The organism is Vibrio sp. 970 (genome assembly GCF_033339075.1).
Genome location: NZ_JAWOTW010000003.1, coordinates 458394 through 483646, shown reverse-complemented (window position 1 = coordinate 483646; position 25253 = coordinate 458394). Strand labels below are relative to the sequence as shown.

General features: G+C 45.3%; 23 protein-coding genes. 11 read left to right on the top strand and 12 right to left on the bottom strand.

Features of this window, described 5'->3' with window-relative positions; genetic code table 11:
• The 4 genes from R7Q11_RS07055 to R7Q11_RS07040 form a co-directional block, all read left to right on the top strand.
• Nucleotides 1-3651 (top strand): tandem-95 repeat protein (locus tag R7Q11_RS07055; protein WP_225466329.1); only part of this gene is annotated, 3651 nt, incomplete at its 5' end.
• Between the two features lie 432 nt (nt 3652-4083).
• Entirely contained in the window at nt 4084-4437 is a 354-nt protein-coding gene (locus tag R7Q11_RS07050) for a hypothetical protein (protein ID WP_033906832.1), read from the top strand.
• Between the two features lie 121 nt (nt 4438-4558).
• Nucleotides 4559-6559 (top strand): methyl-accepting chemotaxis protein, encoded by a 2001-nt coding sequence (locus R7Q11_RS07045; RefSeq protein WP_017821960.1) that lies wholly within the window; start codon nt 4559-4561, stop codon nt 6557-6559.
• A 300-nt stretch (nt 6560-6859) separates the two neighbouring features.
• A complete protein-coding gene (locus tag R7Q11_RS07040) occupies nt 6860-7339 on the top strand; it encodes a Dps family protein (protein WP_005388254.1) in 480 nt (159 codons plus the stop codon).
• A 108-nt stretch (nt 7340-7447) separates the two neighbouring features.
• On the opposite strand, the gene R7Q11_RS07035 is transcribed toward R7Q11_RS07040, so the two are convergent.
• The 5 genes from R7Q11_RS07035 to R7Q11_RS07015 all read right to left on the bottom strand — a co-directional run bounded on the left by R7Q11_RS07035 (nt 7448) and on the right by R7Q11_RS07015 (nt 11725).
• A complete protein-coding gene (locus R7Q11_RS07035) occupies nt 7448-8062 on the bottom strand; it encodes an HAD family hydrolase (RefSeq protein WP_225466328.1) in 615 nt (204 codons plus the stop codon).
• Between the two features lie 142 nt (nt 8063-8204).
• Nucleotides 8205-9281, bottom strand: a complete 1077-nt coding sequence (locus R7Q11_RS07030) for a PQQ-dependent sugar dehydrogenase (RefSeq protein ID WP_225466327.1) — start codon at nt 9279-9281, stop codon at nt 8205-8207.
• A gap of 149 nt (nt 9282-9430) precedes the next feature.
• Nucleotides 9431-10579, bottom strand: a complete 1149-nt coding sequence (gene yiaY / locus R7Q11_RS07025) for an L-threonine dehydrogenase (RefSeq protein ID WP_005388247.1) — start codon at nt 10577-10579, stop codon at nt 9431-9433.
• Nucleotides 10580-10912: 333 nt separating this feature from the next.
• A complete protein-coding gene (gene elbB / locus R7Q11_RS07020) occupies nt 10913-11563 on the bottom strand; it encodes an isoprenoid biosynthesis glyoxalase ElbB (RefSeq protein WP_017634378.1) in 651 nt (216 codons plus the stop codon).
• A 12-nt stretch (nt 11564-11575) separates the two neighbouring features.
• Nucleotides 11576-11725 carry a hypothetical protein gene (locus R7Q11_RS07015; RefSeq protein WP_017634379.1) on the bottom strand — a complete coding sequence of 50 codons (150 nt, stop codon included), beginning with the start codon at nt 11723-11725 and terminating at the stop codon, nt 11576-11578.
• A gap of 120 nt (nt 11726-11845) precedes the next feature.
• Here R7Q11_RS07015 and yddG point away from each other — a divergent pair, with 120 nt between their 5' ends.
• Complete coding sequence (yddG, locus tag R7Q11_RS07010) at nt 11846-12748, top strand: aromatic amino acid DMT transporter YddG (protein ID WP_005389394.1); 903 nt, start codon at nt 11846-11848, stop codon at nt 12746-12748.
• 151 nt (nt 12749-12899) lie between these two features.
• On the opposite strand, the gene R7Q11_RS07005 is transcribed toward yddG, so the two are convergent.
• The gene (locus tag R7Q11_RS07005; RefSeq protein ID WP_053303754.1) at nt 12900-13793 is read right to left on the bottom strand and encodes a cation diffusion facilitator family transporter; all 894 of its coding nucleotides are present in this window, start codon (nt 13791-13793) and stop codon (nt 12900-12902) included.
• A gap of 176 nt (nt 13794-13969) precedes the next feature.
• Complete coding sequence (locus R7Q11_RS07000; protein ID WP_053307827.1) at nt 13970-14848, bottom strand: LysR family transcriptional regulator; 879 nt, start codon at nt 14846-14848, stop codon at nt 13970-13972.
• 171 nt (nt 14849-15019) lie between these two features.
• On the opposite strand from R7Q11_RS07000, the gene R7Q11_RS06995 reads away from it, so the two are divergent.
• Nucleotides 15020-15595, top strand: coding sequence for a class I SAM-dependent DNA methyltransferase (locus R7Q11_RS06995; RefSeq protein ID WP_017821100.1), 576 nt, complete (start codon nt 15020-15022; stop codon nt 15593-15595).
• A gap of 149 nt (nt 15596-15744) precedes the next feature.
• Here R7Q11_RS06995 and R7Q11_RS06990 read toward each other — a convergent pair whose 3' ends face one another.
• On the bottom strand, nt 15745-17718 hold the full coding sequence (locus R7Q11_RS06990; protein ID WP_225466326.1) for an acetoacetate--CoA ligase: 1974 nt from the start codon (nt 17716-17718) through the stop codon (nt 15745-15747).
• Between the two features lie 222 nt (nt 17719-17940).
• On the opposite strand from R7Q11_RS06990, the gene phhA reads away from it, so the two are divergent.
• Both phhA and R7Q11_RS06980 read left to right on the top strand, forming a co-directional pair.
• Nucleotides 17941-18735, top strand: coding sequence for a phenylalanine 4-monooxygenase (gene phhA, locus R7Q11_RS06985; protein WP_053350625.1), 795 nt, complete (start codon nt 17941-17943; stop codon nt 18733-18735).
• Nucleotides 18725-19063 carry a 4a-hydroxytetrahydrobiopterin dehydratase gene (locus R7Q11_RS06980; RefSeq protein ID WP_005375563.1) on the top strand — a complete coding sequence of 113 codons (339 nt, stop codon included), beginning with the start codon at nt 18725-18727 and terminating at the stop codon, nt 19061-19063. Before phhA ends, R7Q11_RS06980 begins: the two co-directional genes overlap by 11 nt.
• A 71-nt stretch (nt 19064-19134) precedes the next feature.
• Here the strand turns inward: R7Q11_RS06980 and R7Q11_RS06975 are convergent, their stop codons facing one another.
• A complete protein-coding gene (locus tag R7Q11_RS06975; RefSeq protein WP_225466325.1) occupies nt 19135-20904 on the bottom strand; it encodes a choice-of-anchor I family protein in 1770 nt (589 codons plus the stop codon).
• A 199-nt stretch (nt 20905-21103) separates the two neighbouring features.
• Here R7Q11_RS06975 and R7Q11_RS06970 point away from each other — a divergent pair, with 199 nt between their 5' ends.
• Complete coding sequence (locus R7Q11_RS06970; protein WP_225466324.1) at nt 21104-21448, top strand: HopJ type III effector protein; 345 nt, start codon at nt 21104-21106, stop codon at nt 21446-21448.
• A 38-nt stretch (nt 21449-21486) separates the two neighbouring features.
• Here the strand turns inward: R7Q11_RS06970 and R7Q11_RS06965 are convergent, their stop codons facing one another.
• The gene (locus tag R7Q11_RS06965; protein WP_080276966.1) at nt 21487-21795 is read right to left on the bottom strand and encodes a cysteine-rich CWC family protein; all 309 of its coding nucleotides are present in this window, start codon (nt 21793-21795) and stop codon (nt 21487-21489) included.
• 144 nt (nt 21796-21939) lie between these two features.
• On the opposite strand from R7Q11_RS06965, the gene R7Q11_RS06960 reads away from it, so the two are divergent.
• On the top strand, nt 21940-22155 hold the full coding sequence (locus tag R7Q11_RS06960; protein ID WP_005375557.1) for a DUF3820 family protein: 216 nt from the start codon (nt 21940-21942) through the stop codon (nt 22153-22155).
• 40 nt (nt 22156-22195) lie between these two features.
• Entirely contained in the window at nt 22196-22441 is a 246-nt protein-coding gene (locus tag R7Q11_RS06955) for a hypothetical protein (RefSeq protein WP_017821096.1), read from the top strand.
• Between the two features lie 251 nt (nt 22442-22692).
• Here the strand turns inward: R7Q11_RS06955 and yidZ are convergent, their stop codons facing one another.
• Both yidZ and R7Q11_RS06945 read right to left on the bottom strand, forming a co-directional pair.
• Nucleotides 22693-23649: an HTH-type transcriptional regulator YidZ gene (gene yidZ, locus R7Q11_RS06950; protein WP_033907131.1), complete on the bottom strand. Its 957-nt coding sequence runs from the start codon at nt 23647-23649 to the stop codon at nt 22693-22695.
• Complete coding sequence (locus R7Q11_RS06945; protein WP_053307823.1) at nt 23624-24829, bottom strand: MFS transporter; 1206 nt, start codon at nt 24827-24829, stop codon at nt 23624-23626. The genes yidZ and R7Q11_RS06945 overlap by 26 nt, the downstream gene beginning before the upstream one ends.
• Nucleotides 24830-25253 lie beyond the last annotated feature (424 nt).

Here is a 25253-nt window from a genome sequence, read left to right as displayed (position 1 = left end):
TTTGCTCCAAACGAGAACTTCAATGGTGATGTGAACTTTACCTTCGATGTTTCTGATGGCACGGATACCGTGACCGCAAATATCGACGTAAGCGTGACGCCAGAGAACGATCCACCGGTTGCAGGCAGCACGTCTTACACGGTGCATGAAGACAATTCGATCACCATCAGTAACGAGCAGTTATTGGCTAACTCATCTGACGTCGAAGGCGAAGTCGCGATTGATAGTGTCAGCTACAGCGGCGCAGATGGCGTGTTCCAAGACAATGGTGATGGTACGTACACCTTCTCTCCAAACGAGAACTTCAATGGCGAGGTCAGCCTAGACGTTGTAGTTGTCGATGAAGAGGGTGCGACAGACTCAACCACTGCGGGTATTACCGTTCTTGAGGTGAACGATCCACCAATCGCAGGTGCGACAAGTTACTCTGTCAATGAAGACGAAGTCATTATCTTCACGGAAGAGCAACTGCTAGCGCAATCAAGCGATGTGGAAGGCGACGTGAGCCTAGAAAGCGTCTCTTACAGTGGTAACGACGGCATTCTAACGGCGAATGACGATGGCACTTACAGCTTCGCACCAAATGAAAACTTCAACGGTGGCGTAAGCCTAGACGTAGTCGTCGCTGATGAAGACGGTGCAACTGCGACAACCAACGCGAACATTGATGTATTGCCAGTCAACGATGCTCCGGTATCTGGCGACTTGGCTTACAGCGTCGATGAAGACGGTTCAATCACATTAAGTCAAGAGCAGTTACTGGCTCAAGCGGGTGACGTAGACAGCGATAATCTAGAAGCAGTGAACTTAACCGCGGTAGCCAATGCAACCGTTGTTGAGAACCAAGATGGTAGCTTTACGATTACGCCTGATGCGAACTTCAATGGCGATATCGACCTAAGCTTCGACTTGATTGATAACGATGGTGCGAGCGTGGAAGTGGGCGTCGACCTAACGGTGAACCCAATTAACGATGCGCCGCAATCAACGCCAGTGAATATTGCTGGCACCGAAGATACCACCATTCTTATCACGCAGGACATGTTGCTTGTTAACGCGACAGACATCGATAACACCTACGACGAACTGTCTGCTGTCGACTTAGTGATTGATGAGCAATACGGTGACTTGCTAGACAACGGTGATGGTACTTGGTCATTCACTCCGGCTGAGAACTTCAATGGTGATGTGCCAATGTCGTTCGGCGTCAGCGATGGTGATTTAGTTACGCCGGTTGAAGGCAATCTAAACGTCGAAGCGGTTAACGATGCACCAGAAGCGCCAACCATTCAGATGCAAGGCGAAGAAGATGTGGTCATGGTGATTGACCCAGCTTACATCGCTGATCAAGTTACGGATCTTGATGGTGACGAAATCAGCGTAGAAAGCATCACGGTTCGTGCGCCTGCAAACGCGACATTAACCCAACAACCAGATGGTATGTACCACTTGGTGACCACTCAAGACTTCAATGGTTTGGTGGAACTGGGCTACACCGCGACGGATGGTGAAGAAGTGGTTGAAGGCTCGTTGAATGTGGATGTCATTCCAGTCAACGATGCTCCATTCAATGTGGGTAATGCCTTTATGGCAACCGACGAGGATGGCGCATTCACCTTCGACGCTGGCGACCTGATGAACTTGTTCGGCGATATCGATACTGAAAACCTAGTCGTATCACGCATTATCACCGCAGAAGGTGAAGATGGTGGTGAGGTAACAGACAACGGTGACGGTACTTGGACATTCACACCGACTGGCGATTTTGCAGGGGTTTCTGACTTGCAAGTTGTGGTAAGTGACGGTGAGTTTGAGACGGTTCTTGATGTACCAGTGTTTGTTCGCCCTGTTGCGGATGGCGCGGTCATCACAACCGACCATGATGGTCCGTTAGTCTTCGGTGAGGACGAAACAGGTCACCTAGGCTTGAATGTCGGTCTAATCGACGATTCAGAAACGCTAAGTAACCTAGTGATGACTGGTTTCCCTGTTGGCTTCGAAGTTACGGATGGTGTGAACACCATTACCATCACGGAACCGGGTCAATACATCGACTTGAACGAGTGGGATATCTCAGACCTGCAAATGACGCCTCCGGCTGACTTTAATGGCGAGTTCTTCGTAACCGTGACCGCAACAACGGTGGATTACGGTGACGAGCCAGAAGAGTTCGAAGATGGCATCGATTCAGGTGACTTCGAAACCCTAGCGGGTGAACCCGTTATCCTAACCGCTGATGACCTAATCGGATTGGCAGAAAACGTAGACGCTGATGCGGGTGATGAAGTGAAATTCGTTCACCTAGCTGATCGCAGCCAAGGTGAGATTGTCGATAACGGTGATGGCACATGGACATTCAATCCAGCACCAGGCTTTACTGGTGAAGCGGATATCGCTTATGTGATTGATAAAGACGGTGTGCTTCATGATGAGCAAACAGGTGTGGTCGTGAAAGAAGACGCACCACAAGAGAATGCTTCTCCAGAAATCGACAGCATTTCTACCACAGAAATGGCAGCGGATGGCACCTTGTCGTTCACCAATGATGACATGCTATCGACCTTGAGCGATGCAGAAGGCGACAGCTTGAGCATTGAGTCAGTGAGCCTAATGGAAGGTCAAGGTGTGATAGAGACCGATAACCAAGGTAACTACCAATTCACACCAGCAGAAGGCTACACCGGAGATGTTCAAGTTGGCTTCATTGCAACTGACGGTGAAAACCGCATTGAGAGCTTCTTCAATGTCGACATCCAAGGTGAAGGTGAAACCACAACCAGTGAAGGCTACGCACTGGCTGATGATGGTTCACTAACCCTAACAGAAGCGCAGTTGATTGATGAGCTTGGCATTAGCCCTTCTGCAGAAGTGTTGGATGTCGCCGATGCAAACGATGCTGGTTTCTTTGCGAAATCAGGTGATGAAGAGTGGACATACTGGCCGAACGATGACTTCGATGGCAATTTGGCTATGGATGTTCAGGTCAACGACAATGGTGAAGTATCGACTCAGAATCTGAGCATCCAAGTTGCGGACGATTCAGCGCAAAGCGACGAGCCACAAATCCAAACTGCTCAAGCATCAGCAGAGCAGCAAGTTGGCGAAGCGCAACAGCCTGAAGAACAAGCAGCAAACGGTGCAGACAGTGAAGACGAGAGCACAGCTGATGTGACTGCAGCACCAGGCGATACCATTTCTATCTCGGTTCCAGATGAGGTCAGTGGTAACGAATCGGTGGATTATGCAGAAATGTCCGGTCTACCTGATGGTGCATCAGTAAGCAACGCACTGGATAATGGCGATGGCAGCTTCACATTAAGTGGCAACCTGAACCAACCAGTATCGGTTGACCTACCAGAAGGTTACGAAGGTACGAGCGAAATCCAATTCCAAGGTTACGATGAATTGGGCAGCGCAGTAGAAGGTGCGAGTGGCAAAGTTGAAGTTGAAGTCGATGATCAATACACCATGCAAGGTTCTGCTCAAGATCAGCAACCAGACATGGCGGGTATGGAATCTGGCGGCAGCGACTGGACAAGTGCGGGAGGTCAAGAGCAAGGTGTCGACTTCACGGATGACTCTGGCAGCTTCGACTCGGATACTCAAACGGGTACTGACCAAGGCAACGATTTCGATCAAAGCTCAATGTAACCAGTCCTAGACAAGGGCAGTGTCATTGCTGCCCAAACCAAAGCCATGCAGAGCCTACTTTGCATGGCTTTTTTGTTGGGCTTCTTTCTATGAGCTGTAGAAAAAAACTTGGAAATTGAAAAAAGTATTCTTAGCTAGTTTATACCCAAGTAACCTCGAGATGTTAGGTTCAGCGAGAATGGCTTGGTTTGTAGACGCGGCGGCGATTTAAAGGTCTAGTGGGTCTAAATCAAGAATCGACAACAAAGTATACAAACCAAGATAGCTCGCCCTTCGGGAGCGTGTCATTGACTCGGTTTCTGTGTCAAACAACTTGGAAAGAGCTGACTATTACGCTGCGTTGTTTTCCTTGACCCCGAATCAATGACAACGCTCTGAATCCTGCATCTTGAAGTCACTTGGGTATAAGAGTCATTTACAAGGAGGAGCGACATGTACCGTTATGTCAGTTCACCAAAAGCGTCAAAGTACATAGTACCGCCACCACAGCATCGCGAGTTGTCGAGTATCGATGTACCGGAGTCAGAACTTGAGATGCGTGAAATTCTGAACAATTGGTTTGCCGATGGATTGGCGCCCATCATTGAAAATGAGGACAATGACATCTCTGCTAATGAGCAACAGCGCTTTGAGCAGCTCAGCCGCACGGTGGGCGTGTTACTGCGTAATAAAGATTACTACTTCGCCACTAAGCGGATTCTTTCGTTGTGGGAGCAAGACTGCTTAGAAACGACTTACGTTAATTATCTGATTTTACGTAGTGAGCGCATACCATACTTCGAATAAGCCCTATTTATAGGCTTAAAATAGTGGTTTACATGGTTTTCTTAGTAACTTTTGACACCTGTATTTAACATTTTTGTAAACATCGTTATATTTAAGGCTCATCGTTGTCAGGAGTTTATGGATGAACCTTACGATATCAGGGAAGTTGCAGCTCAGTTTTGTGCTGCTAGCCGTACTTTTTATGGCATCAGCGGTATTCACGTATCGCAACGTCACTACCGTAGAGCAATACGCCTCTTCGTTACTTAAATCCGATTTACCGACCGTCGACACCAGTCGCGGTATCCAACAGTCCGTTCAAGCGTCGCTGTCCTCGATTCGAGCCTACATGTTGCTAGGTGGCGATGAAGAGGCGAGCGCACGTCTGAGTGAGGACGTACGCAATATCATGGCATCTACAGACGAGTCGCTTCCAACGTTGCAGGCGTTGATCTCTGAACAGGATTTTCAAGCGATCCAAAGCCAGTGGGACGCGGTAAAAGTTTCTCTAAACAAGCTGATTGAACTTAGCCACAGTGATGAGAACTTACCCGCACACAACCTCTTTATTAACGAAGCGGCACCCATTGCAGAAGTGGCACTTGATCAGCTTCAAAGCTTAATCAATGAAGAGTCAGGAAACCCATTTGGTGGAGACAGAAAGCGTTTGTTTAAAGTTTACGCGGATAGCTATACCTCGCTCGCCAATGCACTGTCTGCTCTGCGAGATTTCCTGTTGTACGGGCAGCAAGATCATCTGGACAAATACCACGACTTGATTAAGTACCACAATCAGTCTGTGGCGGAAATCGACAGTAAACTCGACAGGCTTACTGATAACGACCAATCATTGTGGTCACTGTTTAAAGAAATGCAGCAACTGTACTTTCCTTTAGCAGAGCAGGTAATTGCATTGCGTCAGTCGCCAGAGTGGAACGAATCAAACTTGCTGATGGCGAACGAACTGTTGCCAGCAGCGGATGCACTAGACCAAAGCTTAGAAACGATCGTATTGGCTCAGCAAAGTCGTGCTGATCAAAGTGGACAGGGTATTAATCAGTCGATCAAGAACGTACTCACCACTATGTTGATTGCTGCGGCATTGGTTTTGATTGCCGCAGTAGCGATTTCAAAATACATGGGCAATACCATTGGTCGCCGAGTGAAAAACTTATCGGAGCGTGCAAAGACGATCGCTTCAGGAGATGTTTCTCAGCCTCCGTTAACTGTTGTTGGGAAAGATGAATTGGCAGACCTTACCGATTCGATTAACCGCATGAACCAATCGTTAGCGAGCATCGTGGCTGGGGTGAGCGAGAAAGCGCACCAAGTGGATACTAGCATGGGGGCTTTGTTGGAATCGGCGCAAGTCACCTCATCGAATGTAGAAAAGCAACAGGCCAGCATTGTTGAAATGGGAAGCCAATTGGATGAAATCGCTTTAGCCGCGCGTAACACCCTAGATCAAGCCAATCAATCAGTGCAGAAGCTTTCTGATTCAAAAGGCGAGATTGAACAAGGTCGTGATGCTTTAGAGCAAAACAAAGTCACCATGGAAAGCTTGCACGGCAGCATTGAAACCGCGAGCACGCAAGTCACACAGCTAAGCAAAGAGAGCGAAGCCATTGGTCGAGTGACGGAAGTGATTGAAGGTTTGGCAGAACAAACTAACTTACTGGCACTGAATGCCGCGATAGAAGCAGCGCGTGCGGGCGACCAAGGACGAGGCTTTGCGGTTGTGGCGGACGAAGTACGCATGTTAGCGACGCGCACTACTCAATCGACGACAGAAATCAACGGCATCATTAATGCGATTCAACGCTCGACCAATTCGGTGGTTGAGGAGATTGAACACAGCCAATCACTTGCGGAGCAGGGCGCTGAGCACATTGAAAAAGCGGTAACTCGTTTGCTCGTCACTACCGAGCAAATTGGGTCTTTGAATGAACAAATGGCAGAACTTGCGGCAGCGGCAGAGCAGCAATCTCATGCGACCAATTCGATCACTGGATTGATGTCCGGTATTACTCAATCAGTGGATGAGGTTTCGAATAACAGCCAACGTGCATCAGAGACATCATTGCAAGTAAAAGAGCAAGTTACTGAGCTGAATCAACAGATGGCAACTTTCAAAACGGCGTAGATAAGGTTTAGGTCTGTTCATCTACTTTTGAACGTTAACCAAATAGTAAAAAAGCCCCAATTCTTTTGACACAAAAAGGGTTGGGGTTTTTTGTTGGATGATACGCCAATATTCGTCTACTTGCTCATTGGATTTGGCTATTTAAATCATAGTTAAAACCAAATTCTCTTCACCGAGCCGGAGTCGTAATATGACTCCATCGGCAGCAAATACTGCAAAAAAATTTTTAAACTTTATACCAATCCCGGTAAGAGAATCGTTCGTTACTACGATTGGTATCATCCTTCTAGGAGCAAGATTATGAACAAACAAGTAAGCCTAATTGGTCTAGACAGCGAACAATCAGCACAACTAGCTCAACAACTAAATCAATTGCTAGCGCATTACCAAGTGTTGTACATGAACTCTCGCGGTTACCACTGGAATATTAAAGGTGCGCAATTCTTCGAACTGCACGTAAAATTTGAAGAGATCTACACTGATCTACAAACAAAAATCGATGAGCTTGCAGAGCGTATTCTAACTTTGGGTCATACGCCAGCACACGCATTCAGCAACTACTTGGAAGCAAGTGAAATCAAAGAACATCAAAACGCGACTTCTGGTGAGGAGTGTGTACAAGGTCTGGTTCAAGGCTTTAGCGTTCTACTTCTAAAACAGCGTGAGATTCTACAAAACGCGGGTGAAGCAGATGACGAAGGTACAGCGGCATTGATGGGTGACTACATCCGTGAGCAAGAAAAATTAATGTGGATGCTTAACGCTTACCTACAAGGTTAAGCAGCGCATCACCCAAGCAATCCTTGGGAACGCATGAAACAATCGGGAATAAGTCATAAGGGGCACGTTGGTGCCCCTTTTTTTGTTTGCGTATTTTATATGTGTGCTTTATTGGCGTGGTAAGGATTGGAAATGGCTCAATAAATCGCTGAGTTCATTAAGCGCCAACGAGGCTGAATCATTGAAAGTTTCTTGATTACCGTGATGAACAAGGCAAGAGGGCATCTGTGCGTTATACGCTGCCTGTAAGTCGTAAAGGTAATCGCCGACATAAAGCACTTCATTAGGCATCAAACGCCACTCTTTCGCTAATACCTGCAGAGACAAAGGGTCTGGCTTGGGCGGGAAGCATTCACGAGTGATGACTCGCTCCACTGAGATTTGGTTGTGCTCGAGTTTGCGCTGCGTGGCGATTTGGCAGTTGCGCGTCACGATAGCGGTTTTGATTTCATTTTGATGCAAGTGGGCGAGCAATTCATGGCAGCCAATCATTGGAGCAGATTGCTCAGCATCAGAAATCTCGTAATCAAATATCACGTTATGAGCGTGCTCTCGATGATGAGGATGCTCAAGTGCGTCGACAAAATCCAATAGATCTTCACTTTGCGGACAACCTAGCTGTTGTCGCAATTCGCCGAAGTTCATATCAGAACTCACCAAGGTGTTGTCTAAATCAAACACCACGGCTTTAATTTTATCGAGCTGTAAAGGGAATGGAATCATAATGACCTCGTACAACTTAACCGAACTATCGTTTTAAAAAACAAAAGGTTATTGTTAAGTTTAGATTCTTCTGCTTAGATTGTACGAAAATAAATCACTAGTACGTCACAAATTAAATAGTCTTAACGATTTTAGTGTTTGATTACCTTTCCTCAAGACGAAAGATTTTGCCGCTGTCGGTAGAAAAGTAGATATAGCCATCGGGGCTGATGGTTATATCTCTTACTCGCTCTCCAAGATTCTCCATCAATCTTTTTGATTCGGTGAGCTTGCCATTCTTAATAGAAACCACGTTGATGTGCGCCAGTTTCAATGCACCGGCGAGGATTTTCCCGTCCAATTCTGGGTATTTATCACCACGGTACAAAATCATATTACTGGGCGCGATAGAAGGGACGTATACCAGCTTGGGATCTTCCATTCCCGGCAACGACTTGGCTTCCCCGACGTCCAACGGTCCCCAATATTCTTTGCCATGAGAGACTTTTGCCCAGCCGTAGTTCGCGCCTTTCTTGATTAGATTAATTTCATCGCCACCGCGTGGTCCATGTTCAATCGACCACAGCTGTTTAGTTGCTTCGTCGTAAAACATACCTTGTGGGTTGCGGTGCCCGTAACTCCATATCTCAGGACGAGCTTGGGAAGGTTTGAATGGGTTGTCTTGTGGAACCGAACCATCAAGGTTAAGGCGAAGAATACTGCCAGCATGGGTTTGAGTGTCTTGCCCATTATCACGTTCGCCACGGTCACCGATTGAGAAGTAAACTTTGTCGTCTACAAATGAAAGTCGACTGCCGTAGTGACGCCCTGTGTCGGTGATGGCATCAGCAACAAAGAGATCGTTCCAACCCACAAGTTGATTGTTTTGCAATTGCGCCGTCGCTAACGCCACCGTATTGCCTTTACTTGTGCGCTTGCTGTAGGTAAAGAAGAGTTGCGGGTTTTGCGTATCGGCATTCGGTGCGAGCGCAACATCCAATAAGCCGGCTTGTCCACTGGTGTTCACATCGGGGACGTTAAACAGCTTTTGAGGTTTGCCTGTGGTGATATCCAGCAACGAAACCGTACCGTTCTTTTGATTGACGATAACGCGTTGATTATCTAAGAACTCGATCCCCCAAGGGATCTGAAATCCACTCGCCACTTCGTTGGCGCGGTATTCGGCAGTGTTGGCAGAAAAGGATAAACAAGCGAGTAGGGTAGCAGCAATCGTTCTCATGGTTCCTTCCAATATGAATCGTGTTAATACTTAAAAGCTAACACTAAAAGACTATGTTTGGCAGAGATTCACTTGTATATGAATGTAAAAAATCCCCGATACGAGATCGGGGATTGAATTAAGGCTAGAGAATTGTTTATGTAGCGAGATTACATCGCTTCTTCGAAGATCTTAGAGATTTCTTCGTGAGTTGCTTGTTTAGGGTTAGTGAAACCACAAGCGTCTTTCAGTGCGTTGTCTGCTAGTGTTGGGATGTCTTCTAGTTTCGCACCAAGCTCTTTAATACCTGCTGGGATACCCACATCTTTCGCTAGAGTAACGATAGCGTCGATTGCTGCCGCTGCACCTTCTTCAGCAGACATGCCTTCTACGTTTACGCCCATTGCTTTTGCTACGTCACGTAGACGCTCAGGACATACTTGCGCGTTGTAACGCTGTACGTGAGGTAGAAGAATCGCGTTACAAACACCGTGTGGAAGGTCGTAGAAACCACCTAGCTGGTGTGCCATTGCGTGTACGTAACCTAGAGAAGCGTTGTTGAACGCCATACCCGCCATGAACTGTGCGTATGCCATTTGTTCACGAGCTTCTAGATCTTCACCGTTTTTCACTGCTGTGCGTAGGTAAGCTTGGATAAGCTCAATCGCTTTGATTGCTACTGCATCAGTGATTGGTGTTGCCGCGATAGATACGTAAGCTTCAATCGCGTGAGTTAGGGCATCCATACCTGTTGCCGCAGTTAGCGAAGCAGGTTTAGCGAGCATTAGCTCTGGATCGTTTACCGAGATAAGCGGTGTTGTGTGCTTATCAACGATAGCCATCTTAATGTGACGCTCTTCGTCAGTGATGATGCAGAAACGCGTCATTTCAGATGCAGTACCCGCCGTCGTGTTGATCGCGATAAGTGGCATCATTGGTTTTGCAGATTGGTCTACGCCTTCGTAATCTGCGATTTTGCCGCCGTTAGAAGCAACAAGCGCGATACCTTTCGCACAGTCGTGTGGTGAACCGCCGCCTAGAGAGATAACGAAGTCACATTCGTTATCAGTAAGAAGTGCTAAGCCGTCGTTAACGTTGCTGATAGTTGGATTTGGTTGAGTGCCATCAAACACAACGGTTGCTACATCGCGCTCAGTGAGAAGGTCTTGAACTTGTTTGACTACACCGATTTGGTTAAGGATCTTATCCGTAACGATCAAACCTTTTTTAAAGCCTTGAGATTGGATGCTGTCTGCTGCGTCTTTCAAACAACCAGCGCCCATTAGGTTTACCGTAGGGATAAAAAATGCACTTGTCATATTGGATAGCTCCGTCGTTATTTTTAATAATCTTTCTTAATTTGCCATTTACTGTCGCACATTCGTTTCCAGATTGAAGTTGATCTAAAGCAAGTTTACCCACTTAGAGGTACTTGCAAGAGAAAAACTGTGACAGTGATCTTGTTGCACTGCGTATAAGTGCAACACTGATATAAAGTAGAACAAATATGAAACTATGGACGCAAACGATTGGCAGAAATTGACTTCTGACGCGGATATATCTCTAAATTCGACTAAAGTATAAAAAATCCCCATTAATAACTTAATTATCAATGGGGATAGGGAAGTGTTTTATAAGCTAACTACTAATAATTAAGCTATTTTAATCAGTTTTGATACTAACTTTTCGATACCTGAAGCCGCTTGAGAGATATTCTCTGCCAACATGTAAGCAGGGGTTGAAAGTACGAGGTGTTTTTCATCAAAAACGATGTCTTCGACAGGGCACGTGGTGTGTTCACCGCCCATTTGATTAAATGCTATTGAGACTGCCTCATCGTTGCCTACCGTTCCTTTCACGCCTTGCTCATAAATCATCGGAATAATGACAGGAGAAATACACAGATAGCCAGCTGGTTTTTTCGCATTAGCAAACGCGCGACAAGCTTGAGCTACGTGTGTGTTAATGGAGCACTCCGCACCCGAAACAGCGAAGTCGGTTAAGTTTTTCGCGGCACCAAACCCACCTGGAAGCAGTAGGGCATCGTATTCATCGACGTTAAGTTTGGCGACATCGTCAATATTTCCGCGTGCAATACGAGCTGATTCGATCAATACGTTACGTGTTTCATCCATTTCGTCACCAGTTAGGTGATTGATGACGTGGAGTTGGTCAATGTTAGGTGCAAAGCAGTGCCAAGTTGCACCTGCCTTCTCGATGGCGTAGAGCGCCAACACTGCTTCGTGGATCTCAGAACCGTCGTAAACGCCTGAACCACTTAAAATGACTGCGACTTTTTTCATGTTTGGATTCCTTTACTCTGAACGTTCCTTAGATTGCTCTTCGCTATCTAGACCATGCGTTTCCGAATGTGTTTTAACGTTTTCACTCTCGTTGTCATCTTCATCATAGTAGCGCACAACAAAGGGTGTAAGCATAACACTAGAGGGCAGAAAATGTTTCATATCGACTCCAACGGCTTAATAGAATGATTTTTATACTGATTTTTATAAAACAGTACGTTGAACCTGATCATTTTTGAGTTAAGCTGACGTTTCCTTTGGCATTCGTGAGTGGTAGGTCACATGAAATCAGTGCAATTTCGTTTCACACTTTATGGTTGTATCGCGATTCTCTCTTGGAGTTGTCTGCTTGGCATCGCGAGGTTGGTTACGGAGAGTTTAGGTCCTGTAGGCGGGGCAGCCATGTTGTACTCTCTTAGCTCTGTTTTCCTTCTTATCGTGGTCGGTATTCCAAAGTTGTCTTACTTTTCTCCCAAGTATCTTGCGCTTGGTGGTGCGATGTTCGTCTGTTATGAAATATTTCTCGCTCTATCTTTGGGATATTCCAACTCGCGCGCGCAGGCAATTGAGGTGTCGATTGTCAATTACCTTTGGCCCGCACTGACGGTTTTATTTGCGGTCCTTGGCAGCAATAAAAAAACAAACTGGTTGCTTTATCCCGCAGTTACGCTGGCGTTTGTTGGGGTTGCTTGGACTGTGAGCGGTGAGAATGGCTTATCCATAACTCAGATCATGTCCAATGTTAGTAGTAACCCTCTGGTGTATTTTATGGCTTTCGCTGGCGCGGTTATATGGGCTTTTTATTGCAACTTAACCCAAAGGCAGCAATCTAAACATAATGCGATTACCCTGTTTTTTATTGCAACAGCTGTTTCGCTTTGGGTCAAATACGCGTTTACGGATGAGCCACCAATGACATTCAGTTGGGAAGCGATGGGGTACTTAGTGGCCTCTGCGGCTTTAATGGCTGGTGGTTATGGTTTATGGAATATCGCGATCGTTGGCGGCAATATGGTTTTTCTCGCCACCTTGTCTTACTTCACACCCATTTTTTCCGCTTTATTTTCTTCCATTATTCTTGGCGTAACTCTGAGCCATAGCTTTTGGCAGGGCGTTGTGATGGTAACGGTGGGCTCGCTGATGTGTTGGTTAGTCACCAAAGAGAAGCGCGAAGCGGCTGGGTAAGTTACCAACGAGATCAGAGAATTTAAGTGAGCAACGAACAGATCTCCCTTGCGAGCTGTATTCGAATACGAAGAAACTAAATCGAAAAAATTAAAAAAGCTCCCGAGATTGGGAGCTTTTTATTGAGTTTTAACGGCTCTTTGGTGGCACTCTAATAAGCGACGTTCAAGTGTAGTTGAAGCTTGAATCTGTGCTTCGACAGTCGCTTGATAAGCTGCTTACGAGTGTGCTCTAGTGTATCAAGCTCCAATGTGTCGTCATCAATATGTACGTCCACATTTACTCGTAGCTCTTGGCCCACCTTCGTTACGCCAGCCAGTTTCAATTGATGCTCAGTTACTTTTTCAATCTCAAGAACATCTTTGCCAACGCTCTGACACAGCTCTTTGCTTGGTGCCATCATTAGTAGTTCACGTAAGGCACCTACTAGCATATCGAACGGTACTTTGAGGAAGTAAAAGCCCATTAAAACCATCATCATGGGGTCGGCATATACCGCATACTCAGAGAATGGCGTTAGTGAAACAGCCCAAGCCGAGATAAATCCTACGGTCACCGCCACACTCAACAAAGTATCCATTTGCCACTGTTTTTTCTCCGCTTCAATCAAGCCTGATGAGAAGCGGCGGCTGCGTTTCGCCATAAACCACCAAGCGTAACCACAACCGATAACATTCACGATGCCGAATAAGGTCGCAATAGAAGCATCGACCTCGCGACCTCCAGACATCAATGCTGATATCGCAGAGTAGAGAGAGAAGCTTACAACCACTAAAATGACGGCTGCTTTTATCGCAATAACGATTGGTTCTAAGACCGCTTTTCCAAATGGGAATACAGATTTTGAAGGCTTGTTAATATAGTAAGAAGCGGCCAGTGACAATAAAGTTAACAGTAAGCTGACCAAAGAGTAAACACCGTCAAACACGATGACAATTGAGCCTACAAGCAAGCCAAGTACCATACCACCAGCAGCGAACCCAGATGCCAAAAGGGCTGAAATGGTTAGAATACGGTTTTCGTTTTTGCTTGTCCTGTCACACATAAAAGATGCCTTTGAATTTTAATACCTTACTATTCTTCGCTCATAAGGTAATTTAGGCAACCACAAAGTGACCAGTAACTAATCTAAAAAAATGCGTTTTTATTTATGCTCTTATAAAACAACGACTTACTGTTGTCTTATGGTGTCAGTAAAATTGACGCTCACTGATAAAATGTTTAGAAGTCAAATAAATACTCGCTCAATTTATCTGCTAACCACGTCATTGCAGGATGCTCAGCATGGCCGTTAGGTGAAAACATACAGTAGTCTTCTTGCGTCAATCCGTATGTGTGTTTGATAACGGCGAGCTTCTGCTGACGAAGGTAATGGCGGATTAATGGTTCTGGAAGCACGCCCCAAGCGTCTTCTTCTAAGATGGTGTTCAGCATGTAGTCAAAACTCGAAAAACCAATATATCGAGTCGAGAAAGGTTGCAGTTCAGGGTTGTCTTTCTCATTTAGGTACACCATTAGTGCTTGCATCTGACTACGTAGATCTTCGTCTGAGACACGGCGCATCTTACTTAGGCGGTGTTCTACACTGCATACTGACATCATACGTATCTTACCTAAAGGGTTATATACGATACGAGGATCGTCTACTCGCTCATAATCAACGCCGAAAGCAAAATCTACTTGGTGGGTACTGACCAAGTTGGCTAAGTCGCCACTGGATGCCAAGATTAAGTTGAAGGTTGTTGAAGGAAAGCGGTTATTCAATGTATGAGATAATTCTTGCCAGAGATCATCAGGTAAGGAGTCGTCACGTGCTACCCAAACTTCCGCGTTAAACCCTTCCGAGATTTGAGCGCAGGTCTTTCTGACCCGTTGTGCGATGATAAGTAGGTGTTCGCAATCTTTGTAAATGGCTTTCCCAGCTTCAGAGAGGGTGAGCTGGTTGCCAGTTCGGTTAAACAATTCAACGTCGAGATCTTTCTCTAATGCCTTAATCGACATACTGAGTTTGGTGCGATTGCAGTCGAGTTGCCTTGCCGCTTCAGAAACAGAACCACACTCAGCGATGGTGCAGAAGGCTTCTACTTGAGTTAAGTTCATGATTTGACACAACCAATAAATGAATTCAAATAATTTGGGTATTATGCAGATGCGCTCCCAAAGCCATGAAAGATTATCGAAAAAAACGCGAATCCGCCAGATAAGTCTATGGTCTTTTAACGGTTTTGCGGTAATCTATGTGGGTTACAAAAAGTGAACATGGAGGCCACGATGGCACAAGATTGGGACGGCTTAGCAAAAAACTGGGAATCAAATCCAGCAACAGAGCAATTTGCGCAGTCGGTGTTTGAGCAGTTACAACAGCTAACTCAGCTTGATGGCATTAAAGTACTAGATTTTGGATGCGGAACAGGGCAGTTAAGTCAACGATTGTCACCGATGGTTAAAGACATCGTAGCATTAGACGCATCGGAAGCCATGATTGAGGAACTCGATAAAAAAGAGCTCGTCAACGTAGAACCTGTGGTAGATGCACTATCTCGCGGCTTGGTCGCTCAGCACCCTGCGTTTCGTGGACAGTTCGATTTGGTGGTTGCATCATCAGTTTTAGCGTTCGTGGAAGACTTAGACGCGTCATTAACGATCTCGCATTCTCTACTTAACCACGGCGGCTATTTTGTTCATTTTGATTGGATTGCAGAATGTGAACAAGACGGTTTTACCCTTGCGAAGTCTGAGCGTGCACTGAAAGAAGCAGGCTTTACTGAAGTTGAATCGCAACACGTTTTTGACATTACATCTGACGGTAAAACAATGTCGGTATTAATGGGGCTTGGTCGCCGCTAATACTGCTGAATAAAGAACACAAAATGACAAAAGCGAGCTAACAAGCTCGCTTTTTTCTTATCTGCTGAGGGTATATGTAACTTCACTTGCTCTAAACAAGTCGTCGTGGTGCAGGCAAGGACATACTCGAACAACTAAGTCTTCGGAGGTTATTTTGAGACGACTATCCTGCGTATCTCCTCCAGCACTTCAGGGTTGGCTATTGCGCCTAAATTTTCGACGCTTCGGTTGTTAACGACTTGCTTAACGGCTAACTCGACCAGCTTTCCTGAGCGTGTCTTAGGTATATCGCTTATTGCGTAAATCGCACTAGGTACATGCCTTGGAGAACATGCAGACTTTAGCTGTGCTTTGATGGAAGCGATCATCTCGTCATTGAGCTCTACCCCTTTGACTAATTGGACAAACAGCCATATTTGTTCGTTGCGATCGACTTCTTTTCCTACTGCGATCGAATCTAGAATACCGTCTATACAGTTCACTTGCTGATAGATTTCGGCCGTGCCGATTCTTACGCCACCGGGATTCAACGTGGTATCACTTCGACCATAAAACACGTATCCCCCAACGCTGGTCTGTTCAACATCATCGCCGTGGTGCCAAATATTGTCGAATTTATCCCAATAAGCGCGATGATATCTCTCACCGGTGTCGTTCCAAAAGCCAGCAGGGAAGTTGGGTAATGAATTGGCACAAACCAACTCACCGCGCTCTCCCATTACGCTATTACCTTGTGGGTTAAAGACTCGGACATCGACCCCTAACGCTGCTGATTGGCACTCTCCCCGATAAACGGGAGAAATAGGGTTGCCTAATACAAAGCAGCCACAAATATCTGTTCCGCCAGAAATCGAGGCGAGGTGTACATCTTCTTTAATGTGCTGATAGACATAATCAAACTGTTCTGGATACAGAACAGAGCCAGTCGAACAAATGGTTTTCAGACTTGAAAATGCATCACTTTTCTGCGGAGAAAAAGATGCTTTTTCCAGCGCCTCTAGGTATTTTGCTGAGGTTCCAAATAGCGTCACTTCGGCTTGTTCTGCGAGGTCCCAGAGCACATTATGAGTGGGGTAAACAGGGCTACCATCAAAAATCACCAAACATGCACCGCTCGCGAGTGAAGAAACGTGCCAGTTCCACATCATCCAGCCGCAGGTTGTGTAGTAAAACACTCGGTCGTTCGGTTGAATATCGCAATGCAGTTGATGCTCTTTCAAGTGATTAAGCACCGTTCCGCCGACGGAATGAACGATGCATTTCGGTTTGCCTGTTGTGCCTGAAGAATAGAGCACAAATAGCGGATCGTTAAAATTCACACGAGTAAAAGTCAGCGCTTCGGGGGTGTATTGATTCAGGACATTTTGCCAATCTTGGGTGCAGACATCGCATTCAAAAATGTGTGGTTTAAGGTAGCTAATTTGGCAAACTTGTTTAAGACCATCAAGATGATCCGCAATATGCTGGTTTTTCTCAGACATATCGAAAGTTTTGCCATTGAATGTATAGCCATCACAGGTAAACAGGATTTTGGGTTTCACTTGACCAAAGCGCTCCAAAACGCTTTCGACGCCAAAATCAGGTGAGGTGGAAGTCCAGGTCGCCCCTAAACTGGTGGTTGCTAGCATAGCTATTACCGTTTGAGGTAGGTGAGGCAAATAACCAGCGACGACATCACCTTGCTTAATTCCACACTCTTTCAACCATTGCTGCACACTCGAAACTTCTTCGCACAATTGTTTCCAGGTGTAGGTCTGTTTTTCTTCACGTTCATTTTCAAACCAAATCGCGAGATCATCGGGTTGGTGACACGCGTAGGTTAGCAAATTTTCGGCGTAGTTAATTTGCGCGTTTGGGAACCATTTTATATCCCTATTTTCGACGGGTTGCTGCCAGCGACTTTCTGCTCGCTCTTTTATGGTCTCTCCCTGAGTGCCAATGACGTCGCAGAATAGCCAAACTTCCTGCCAAAATTTTTCTACATGATCGAGTGACCATTGATGCAGATCAGCGAAGCTTTCAAGGGTATTTCCTTGTCGATTAATGTGTTCAATAAACTGTGTAATGTTGGCTTCTTCGATACGACTGTCGCTCGGTTGCCATACTTTGCTGCTCTCGCGCATAGGTCCCTCTATAACAAAGTGATAACAGGTTTTAGTGTGAGAGGAATACACGATAAAGTCAAACAAGCCAGATATTATATCGTGTCATAAAAATCATGCAGTTACGATGGGTTGTAAACAATATGTTACATCAGGATAATGCTGAGAAAATCGCGCAGGGATTGGAAGCTCTTAAGACTACAGATAGGCTTAATGTAAAGGATTTGTTAATGGAGATGAGCCATGACCCAGTATCGTTCTAAACCCGTAAACCAGGAAGGCAGGGTTGAATGGAGCCGTGAAGAAGACGCCATTTGGCGAGATTTGGTAACACGACAAATGGGTGTGATCCAAAACAGAGCTTGTGAGGCTTATTTACACGGTTTGACGCTGCTTGATTTACCTCAAGACCGCGTTCCTCAGTTGCCAGAAATTAATCGTGTCTTGATGGAGACAACAGGTTGGCAAGTGGAGCCCGTTCCCGCGCTTATTGATTTCGACCGATTTTTTAATCTACTCGGTAATAAGCGCTTTCCAGTCGCCACATTCTTGCGTACAAGAGATGAGTTCGATTACTTACAGGAGCCAGATTTCTTCCACGAAATATTTGGTCATTGCGCGATGTTAACCAACCCAGACTTTGCTGCATTTACCGAGCATTATGGTCAACTAGGGCAAGCCGCTACCCCAAAACAAAGAGCCTATCTCGCTCGCCTCTACTGGTTTACCGTAGAGTTTGGCTTGGTGAAAGAAGGGGACAAAACCAAAATTTACGGTGGTGGTATTCTTTCATCTCCTGGCGAAACCCTCTACGCATTAGAGAGTGATGTAGCAATTCGCGACCCATTTGAATTACAAACAGTGCTGAGAACGCCTTATCGTATCGACATCATGCAACCGAAGTACTACGTGATTGATGACTTTTCTCAGCTTTTTAAAATCAGTCAGTTAAATTTATTGAAACAAGCCGATCTAGCGATTGAAGCTGGACTGCTTCCTCCACTTTTTGAACCAAAGGAACCTGCTCATGTTGAATGAACAAAAATGCGAAGCTTGTAGTATCGATGCCATTGCACTAAGCAAAGAAGAACAACAATCTCTGCTGCTGCAATTGTCTGATTGGCAGATCATTGAAAGAGAAGACATACCTCAACTAGAAAAGGTGTATAAATTTAAGAACTTCAAACAAGCATGGGCTTTCAGTAACAAAATCGCGGAACTGGCAGAAGATGAGTTCCACCATCCCTCTATTTTGTTGGAATGGGGTAAGGTTACCGTAACGTGGTGGAGTCACTCTATCAAAGGTCTGCATAAAAACGATTTTATCTGCGCATCAAAGTGTGACGCGCTAGCATCGGCAGAGTAGGACATTACCTCATACAAAAAAACGCCCGGCTTACGTCGGGCGTTTTGGTTCTAAATGACTTTTACATTACTTTATAGATTGATTCGGAAGACGGATGTCGTGCCCGATACCTCATTGCCAACGACGATAAAATGACCACCGTTACGGGTAAAGTAATTAATGGACTCTGGACCTAAATCGCCTGCTTTTGGATTGTATGTGTCGTTCATGCATTCGCCATCTTCGACTTCTGTACATACTGGCTGATTGTAATCACGGCGGTTTACGTAATGCATAAACTGCGCTTGTTTCGGGTCTGTGATGTCATAAATCATGATACCGCCTTGACGCTCCAAGCCGATAAACGCGTAATGACGACCGTTAATTTGTGCTACTTCAATCGCCTCTGGCTCAATACCTTTATCATCACTTCGGTCATCGCCACTATTATTGTTATCGTTGGTGCTGTTGAAGTTCTTGCCTTCATTCAGCAGCGCGATAGTCGCGAAATCGTCACCACTATCGAAGACCAACTTGCCGTTTTCATCCCAAATCGAGAATGAACGCGCGCCAAATGATTGAACATTCTCTTGTGCAGAAAGCGTTTGTTCCGGCTTAATCACTTTTAAACGCGCGAGTTGTTTGTTGTCTTTTAGTGCCTCTGCCAATGGGTGTTCTGCTGCCACTTTCAGCTTCTTACCGCGCACTTCATCAATATGGCTTAAACAGGTTCCTTGCTCAGATGTATATTCATCTGTACCGAGGTAATCGTCTTCATCCCACATAAAGCCAGCTTTGTCGCACAATTCTTGAGTGGTTTTGAATCCGTACTCACGCCCGTCGCCTTCATTTGCAGATACGATGTAAGTACTCCCATTCACTGAGTAGCTGTCGATGGTGTCAGGCATAAATAAGCCAACCAGTTGTGGGTAGCTTTTCAAGTTCCCAATGATTTTGTCTTTGTTGGATGCATCGAGTTTAGCGCCCGACCAAGACTTCTCACCCAAGCCAACAATTCGCTCTACTGATTTGCTCTCTGGATTGACGATTGCCATGGCGTTATTTTCTTGTAGCGCGACATAGATTTTACCGTTATCTGCAAAAGTGAGGTATTCAGGCTCTAGATCTTGTGCGACGGTGGCGTTTGGCCCCGAAATACGCACATTCATTGGGAGCTCTGCTTTTCGTGAACCATCAAATTCGTTAAAGCCAATTTGTGTCACTTCTGCTTGAGTAACACCAAGGCTCAGATCGATCAAAGTGATACTACCTTCAGGGTCAATGCTGTAATCGCTGTTTGGTTCTCCTTCATTAGCGGTTGCGATGTATCGGCCATCTTTCGAGAAGCTAACCATGTCTGGCAATGCGCCTGTTGGAAACGTCATGACTAATGACAAATCGTCGGAGCGGTACAAGCCAACAATACCATTCGCTTGTTTATTACTGTTTTCAATCGCAACAGCTACCAAACCATTGAATACAGCGACACTGTTTGCTGCGCCAATTTCAATGCCCGCTGCTTCGCCAGCGCTGTTGAGATCAATGAATGCGCTTTGCGTTGGTACGCCGTTGTCATCCATAGACATTACATCGACACGTTTTGCTTGAGCATTAACCACATAGAGCTTATCTGTACAGGCGTCATAACTCACGATTTCAGCTGCCGATGTGTCGAATGGTGCATCAGCAACGGATGTTCCGATAAACGTTAAACCTTGAATTGACGTTTCCCCAGTAACGGGTGCAGTGGTAGGTTTGCATTGTGTAGCGAATGAAGCCACGGTATCTTCGGGTTGTGATGAACACGCGATGGCAAGTGATGACAATGCGAGTGCACCGATTGCCTTTAAAGGGGTGATCATAATATCTCCTTATCAATCCGATAGGTTGTCAATCAGCATGGGTTTTATGCTGCTGTCCATTTCCGCAATTGGAATGATAGAGCGCTGAATGACGTTTGATTTGGTAAGGCTCTGAATATATGTATGATTGATGACTCTTATATTGGCTTTTTATGAAACTAATGTGTCATCAATATGATGAAGTAGGGATAGAGGAATAATGGAATTAAAATCGTTTTTAGATTTATTGGCAGCGTCACCAGAGCAGGTCGAATTTGAAGCAACGATGGCGGTGATCGAAGATAACTATACGTTTGAGCCAACCGCTTTTGTAAATGGTGAGACACAAAACAATGCAGGCGAGAACAACGGTTCGTGTAAGATCTTCGCTTTCGGTTTGCTAAACAACCTAGACAAAGAAGCGACGCTAGCCTGCTTTGGCCGTTTTTATCGTGAAGATGTATTGCAGTATCCAGAGAACAGCGATCACCAGAATATTCGTAATTTTATGGTGACAGGGTGGGAAGGCATTAAGTTTGAAGCGTTCGCTTTAACCGCTAAATAAACACCAGTCAGAAAACGATGATCAGTAAGCCAGTCGTATTACGCGACTGGCTTTTTTTCTAGACATTTTCGGCACAAACACAGCTGGTTGGCGCTTGGCTTGGGTAAATCACGGGTTTCAATAGTAAAGCACCAGCATGTCTCTTTGCCTGCGGCGATATCACAATGGGCTTGAGTCCCGCATTCAGGACAACTGTGTGTTGAATCTTCTCCTGCGATTTGTTCGATAATCGCATCTCGTTGGAGATCGGTTTTGTCTTTCCATTGGATGATTTCATCCATCGTCCGGTGACAACCAGAGCATATTCCGGCGTTATTTTTACATGCAGCTCGACAAGGTGACTTCATTGCTTTCTCGTTCTCATTTTTTATGCCGCGTACTCTAGCACAAAGCGAGTCAAGGCCGCCAAAAATAAACGTGACTGCGATTTGCTGGTGAGGAGGGAGAACCAGTGTTACCCTTGGACGAGTTACCTTAACTCTCTGTCACTTATGTTAGAAAAAGAAAACCTCATTAAACTCGCTAGAATGCAAATGCCATTTGGGAAATATGCAGGGCGAGTGTTAATCGACCTGCCTGAAGAATACTTACTGTGGTTTGATAAAAAGGGCTGGCCAAGCGGCGAGCTAGGGGATTTGCTCAAGCTATGTTTAGCGCTCAAAATTGAAGGCTTAGATAGTGTCGTGAAGCCTTTGAAGCGTATGTAACTAGCCACAGAAACTCCCACTCTTAATGAAAAGACTTATTATGAATTTTGATATCGATGCACTGAAACATCACCAATTGGTCGAAGATGGTAAATTAGAGGGATGTTACATTCATCAGCCAGCTCAAGGTAGCCAGCAAGATGACAAAGCTGTTTTGGCAGAGCGCCAAGCGTTGGAAAAGTTGGGATATAAGGTAATACAGGTTAAAGCTAAAGGCGGGACAACAACGTTTGCCGAGGCGATGCAAAAGCTTGCGAAGGAAACTGGTCACCTGCCTAAGGAGTAAGTGAGTGTAACCTGCCACAGCCTTACAAGTTCTCCCACCAGACTATTTTTTCATTCAAAAGAGCCAGACCGTTAGGCTGACTCTTTTTTGTCCCCAAATGAGCTGAAATCAATTTCGAAGTGGATAATAGAGTCCAAGATTTTCAAGTATTTAATCTAATAGAAGGCAAGATCACACTCCTACGCTTATTGACAACATAAAGGGGGAGAATGTCTATTCCTTTACTTTAAATGTACTTAAACATTAACTGTTCAACTTGTGCCATACAGGCTCTTTATCGTCTCCCTCAACCACACGATTTTAGGGTTCTGGTTATTGCGCTTGTGCCAAATCATAGTAAATGGAATCAGTAGCTTGTGCTGATAATCTTCAGCAACGGGGATAGGCAACGCTATTAAGTTGGGGTGAAGCTGTTCGCAGTATCGCTGACAATATTTTGGTGCTGTGGTTAACATTTGATGGTCGGGCTTTTCTGCAACAAATAAAGCTTGCTCGAAACTCGCCATCGTTAGGCTAACGTTTCGAGTGTGTCCCTGCTCAGCCAAGATCTCATCTAACACCCAACTGTCATTTTTCTCCCATGCTACATTGATATGGGCATAGCTTAAGAAAGTATCCAAATTCCACTCTTGCTTGAGCGCAGGATGATCTTTGCGGACATACACCATAGGTAAATCTGAGAACAACACTTCGAAGTTAATGAAATACGGTAGCAGTTCTAACGACTCTTTGGAGCGAGGATGGCTTTCGCGGCCAGTAAAACCAATATCCACTTCACCGCTAGTGATGGCATCTAATGAGTCCTCATCCCAGTTATGGTACTTTACCGTTGAGTCTGGGTAAAAGTCATGGATTCGTTTGGTCAGTTCGTCGACCATGATGAGTGACAATGGCGACTCTACTCCAAGATGAAATTTAACTCCGCTTGGAACATCATCACCTCTGAGTGAAACAATCTGGTTACCGATCTGCATCCAGTCTGACAAAAGCACTTGCACGTTTGTCGCGAGATTTGTTGGTTTTAGGCCTTGCGGCGTATTCACAAAAAGCGGGTCATCAAACCAAGCGCGTAGTTTGCCTAGAGACTTACTCACGGTTGAGGGAGTTACATTAAGTTTTTTCGCCGTTTTAGTAACACTCTGCTCTTGCAGTAGCAATTGCAGAGTGAGCAGTAAATTAAGATCAAGTCGGGCAAGAGATTTCTTCATGAGGCTCACTAACGTTATGATTTGGAAATAATAATATTACGGAGAGTCCAATAACGCCACTAGCAACCAACGCTATCATTAACATCATCACGGCCGACACACCTAGCGTCGCCATCAACCAAATGTAAAGTGCAGACCAAGAAACCTGACCTATGCCAAGCATAGAGCTTGCAAGTCCAGCTTTGCGTGAGAACTGGCTTAACGCTTGGCTCATCGCCACACCAAACCCCATTGGAAAACTCATGCTGAGCAGAGTGAATCCTACCATATAAAGTGTCGGACTATCGCTATTCAAGTGAGCCGCGAGAATAACGATAGCCGACAGAAAATTGGTCATTTGTGCAGCGAACATCAATGTGGTTTGTTTGAAGCAAGAAAGAGCAAATGGAACTGAAAACGATGTCGTCATACCTACCATCGCGAGTAGTGCCATCGTTGTTGAATATTCGCCTCGAGTAAAACCAATTGAATCCATTATTATCATTGGTGACGTATTTACATAAGAGAGAATAGCTGTGACGCCTAAAGATGTATAAATAACGCGCGATATGAAAAAGCGGTTAGATAGTGATTCGTTCGAAGCTTCACTCACCTTTAAAGTTGTGCGCTTGGTTTTAGGCAAGGTTTCTTTCAAGACAAAGCAAGCAATTAAACCTATCACAACACCCATTATCGCCATGGCAGTGAATAACACGGGCCACGGAAACTTGATCATAATCAGATTGCCGATCACGGGGGCAAGTACTGGAATAGAGCAGATAATTCCATTAAGCATCGATAGAACCTTAGCTCGCTCTGGGTCCCCTAGAGTGTCACGCAAAATGGCAAAGGCCACTACATAGCAACATGCGGCACCTACGCCTTGGAAAAAGCGCATTATTAGGAAGCTATTACTGGTCTCAGCAGAGCCCGCGAACATTGATGCAAGGGTAAAAATCACTGCACCGCAAATGGCAACAGGTTTGCGTCCTAAACAATCAGCAGTTCGCCCAACAAAAACCATAGTCGATGCTAGACCAGCGAGGTAAATAGAAAAAGCAATATGAAGTTGTGATTCGCTGGCAGACAGGTCATGGGCGATTTGTGGTAAAGCAACCAAGTAGAGATCTATTGCCGTAGGATAAAGCAACACAAAGGCGAAGCTACATATCAGATATCGGGATAAATTAATTTTTTCCATTACTACCTCGTGAAGGAATTGGGCTTACGAGGATGATATGCAACATTACTCATCTTGGCGCGTTACCTTTCTGACAACAGGTATTTCCATATACGACATCAGTAACGATTGTGGCTATAGCAGTCAAATTTGCCCTAAGAAGAACCGTGGTATTGGGAGAAAGTAATCTATACAACCGAGTCCACTACATTAGTTAAATAGACAACGATGGACATTAGTGACCTGGAGTTTTCTCAAGCTATATTAAGCTCTCAAAACCACAGGGCTTAAATAGTGTGGTTAAGCCTTTGATTCGGATGTGGCCTGCCTTTGTAATCTCTTTCCCCAAAATACAATGTGTTTTGTTTTACAGGAGTCAGAATGCCTGACTCCTTTTCCCTTTGCTTGTCGTGAGCTCTACCATCTTGGTCGTAGAGTATTGGTT

Coding starts and splice junctions, on each gene's coding strand:
- R7Q11_RS07050 (WP_033906832.1), top strand. CDS start 4,084: ATGTACCGTTATGTCAGTTCACCAAAAGCGTCAAAGTACATAGTACCG.
- R7Q11_RS07045 (WP_017821960.1), top strand. CDS start 4,559: ATGAACCTTACGATATCAGGGAAGTTGCAGCTCAGTTTTGTGCTGCTA.
- R7Q11_RS07040 (WP_005388254.1), top strand. CDS start 6,860: ATGAACAAACAAGTAAGCCTAATTGGTCTAGACAGCGAACAATCAGCA.
- R7Q11_RS07035 (WP_225466328.1), bottom strand. CDS start 8,062: ATGATTCCATTCCCTTTACAGCTCGATAAAATTAAAGCCGTGGTGTTT.
- R7Q11_RS07030 (WP_225466327.1), bottom strand. CDS start 9,281: ATGAGAACGATTGCTGCTACCCTACTCGCTTGTTTATCCTTTTCTGCC.
- yiaY (WP_005388247.1), bottom strand. CDS start 10,579: ATGACAAGTGCATTTTTTATCCCTACGGTAAACCTAATGGGCGCTGGT.
- elbB (WP_017634378.1), bottom strand. CDS start 11,563: ATGAAAAAAGTCGCAGTCATTTTAAGTGGTTCAGGCGTTTACGACGGT.
- R7Q11_RS07015 (WP_017634379.1), bottom strand. CDS start 11,725: ATGAAACATTTTCTGCCCTCTAGTGTTATGCTTACACCCTTTGTTGTG.
- yddG (WP_005389394.1), top strand. CDS start 11,846: ATGAAATCAGTGCAATTTCGTTTCACACTTTATGGTTGTATCGCGATT.
- R7Q11_RS07005 (WP_053303754.1), bottom strand. CDS start 13,793: ATGTGTGACAGGACAAGCAAAAACGAAAACCGTATTCTAACCATTTCA.
- R7Q11_RS07000 (WP_053307827.1), bottom strand. CDS start 14,848: ATGAACTTAACTCAAGTAGAAGCCTTCTGCACCATCGCTGAGTGTGGT.
- R7Q11_RS06995 (WP_017821100.1), top strand. CDS start 15,020: ATGGCACAAGATTGGGACGGCTTAGCAAAAAACTGGGAATCAAATCCA.
- R7Q11_RS06990 (WP_225466326.1), bottom strand. CDS start 17,718: ATGCGCGAGAGCAGCAAAGTATGGCAACCGAGCGACAGTCGTATCGAA.
- phhA (WP_053350625.1), top strand. CDS start 17,941: ATGACCCAGTATCGTTCTAAACCCGTAAACCAGGAAGGCAGGGTTGAA.
- R7Q11_RS06980 (WP_005375563.1), top strand. CDS start 18,725: ATGTTGAATGAACAAAAATGCGAAGCTTGTAGTATCGATGCCATTGCA.
- R7Q11_RS06975 (WP_225466325.1), bottom strand. CDS start 20,904: ATGATCACCCCTTTAAAGGCAATCGGTGCACTCGCATTGTCATCACTT.
- R7Q11_RS06970 (WP_225466324.1), top strand. CDS start 21,104: ATGGAATTAAAATCGTTTTTAGATTTATTGGCAGCGTCACCAGAGCAG.
- R7Q11_RS06965 (WP_080276966.1), bottom strand. CDS start 21,795: ATGAAGTCACCTTGTCGAGCTGCATGTAAAAATAACGCCGGAATATGC.
- R7Q11_RS06960 (WP_005375557.1), top strand. CDS start 21,940: ATGTTAGAAAAAGAAAACCTCATTAAACTCGCTAGAATGCAAATGCCA.
- R7Q11_RS06955 (WP_017821096.1), top strand. CDS start 22,196: ATGAATTTTGATATCGATGCACTGAAACATCACCAATTGGTCGAAGAT.
- yidZ (WP_033907131.1), bottom strand. CDS start 23,649: ATGAAGAAATCTCTTGCCCGACTTGATCTTAATTTACTGCTCACTCTG.
- R7Q11_RS06945 (WP_053307823.1), bottom strand. CDS start 24,829: ATGGAAAAAATTAATTTATCCCGATATCTGATATGTAGCTTCGCCTTT.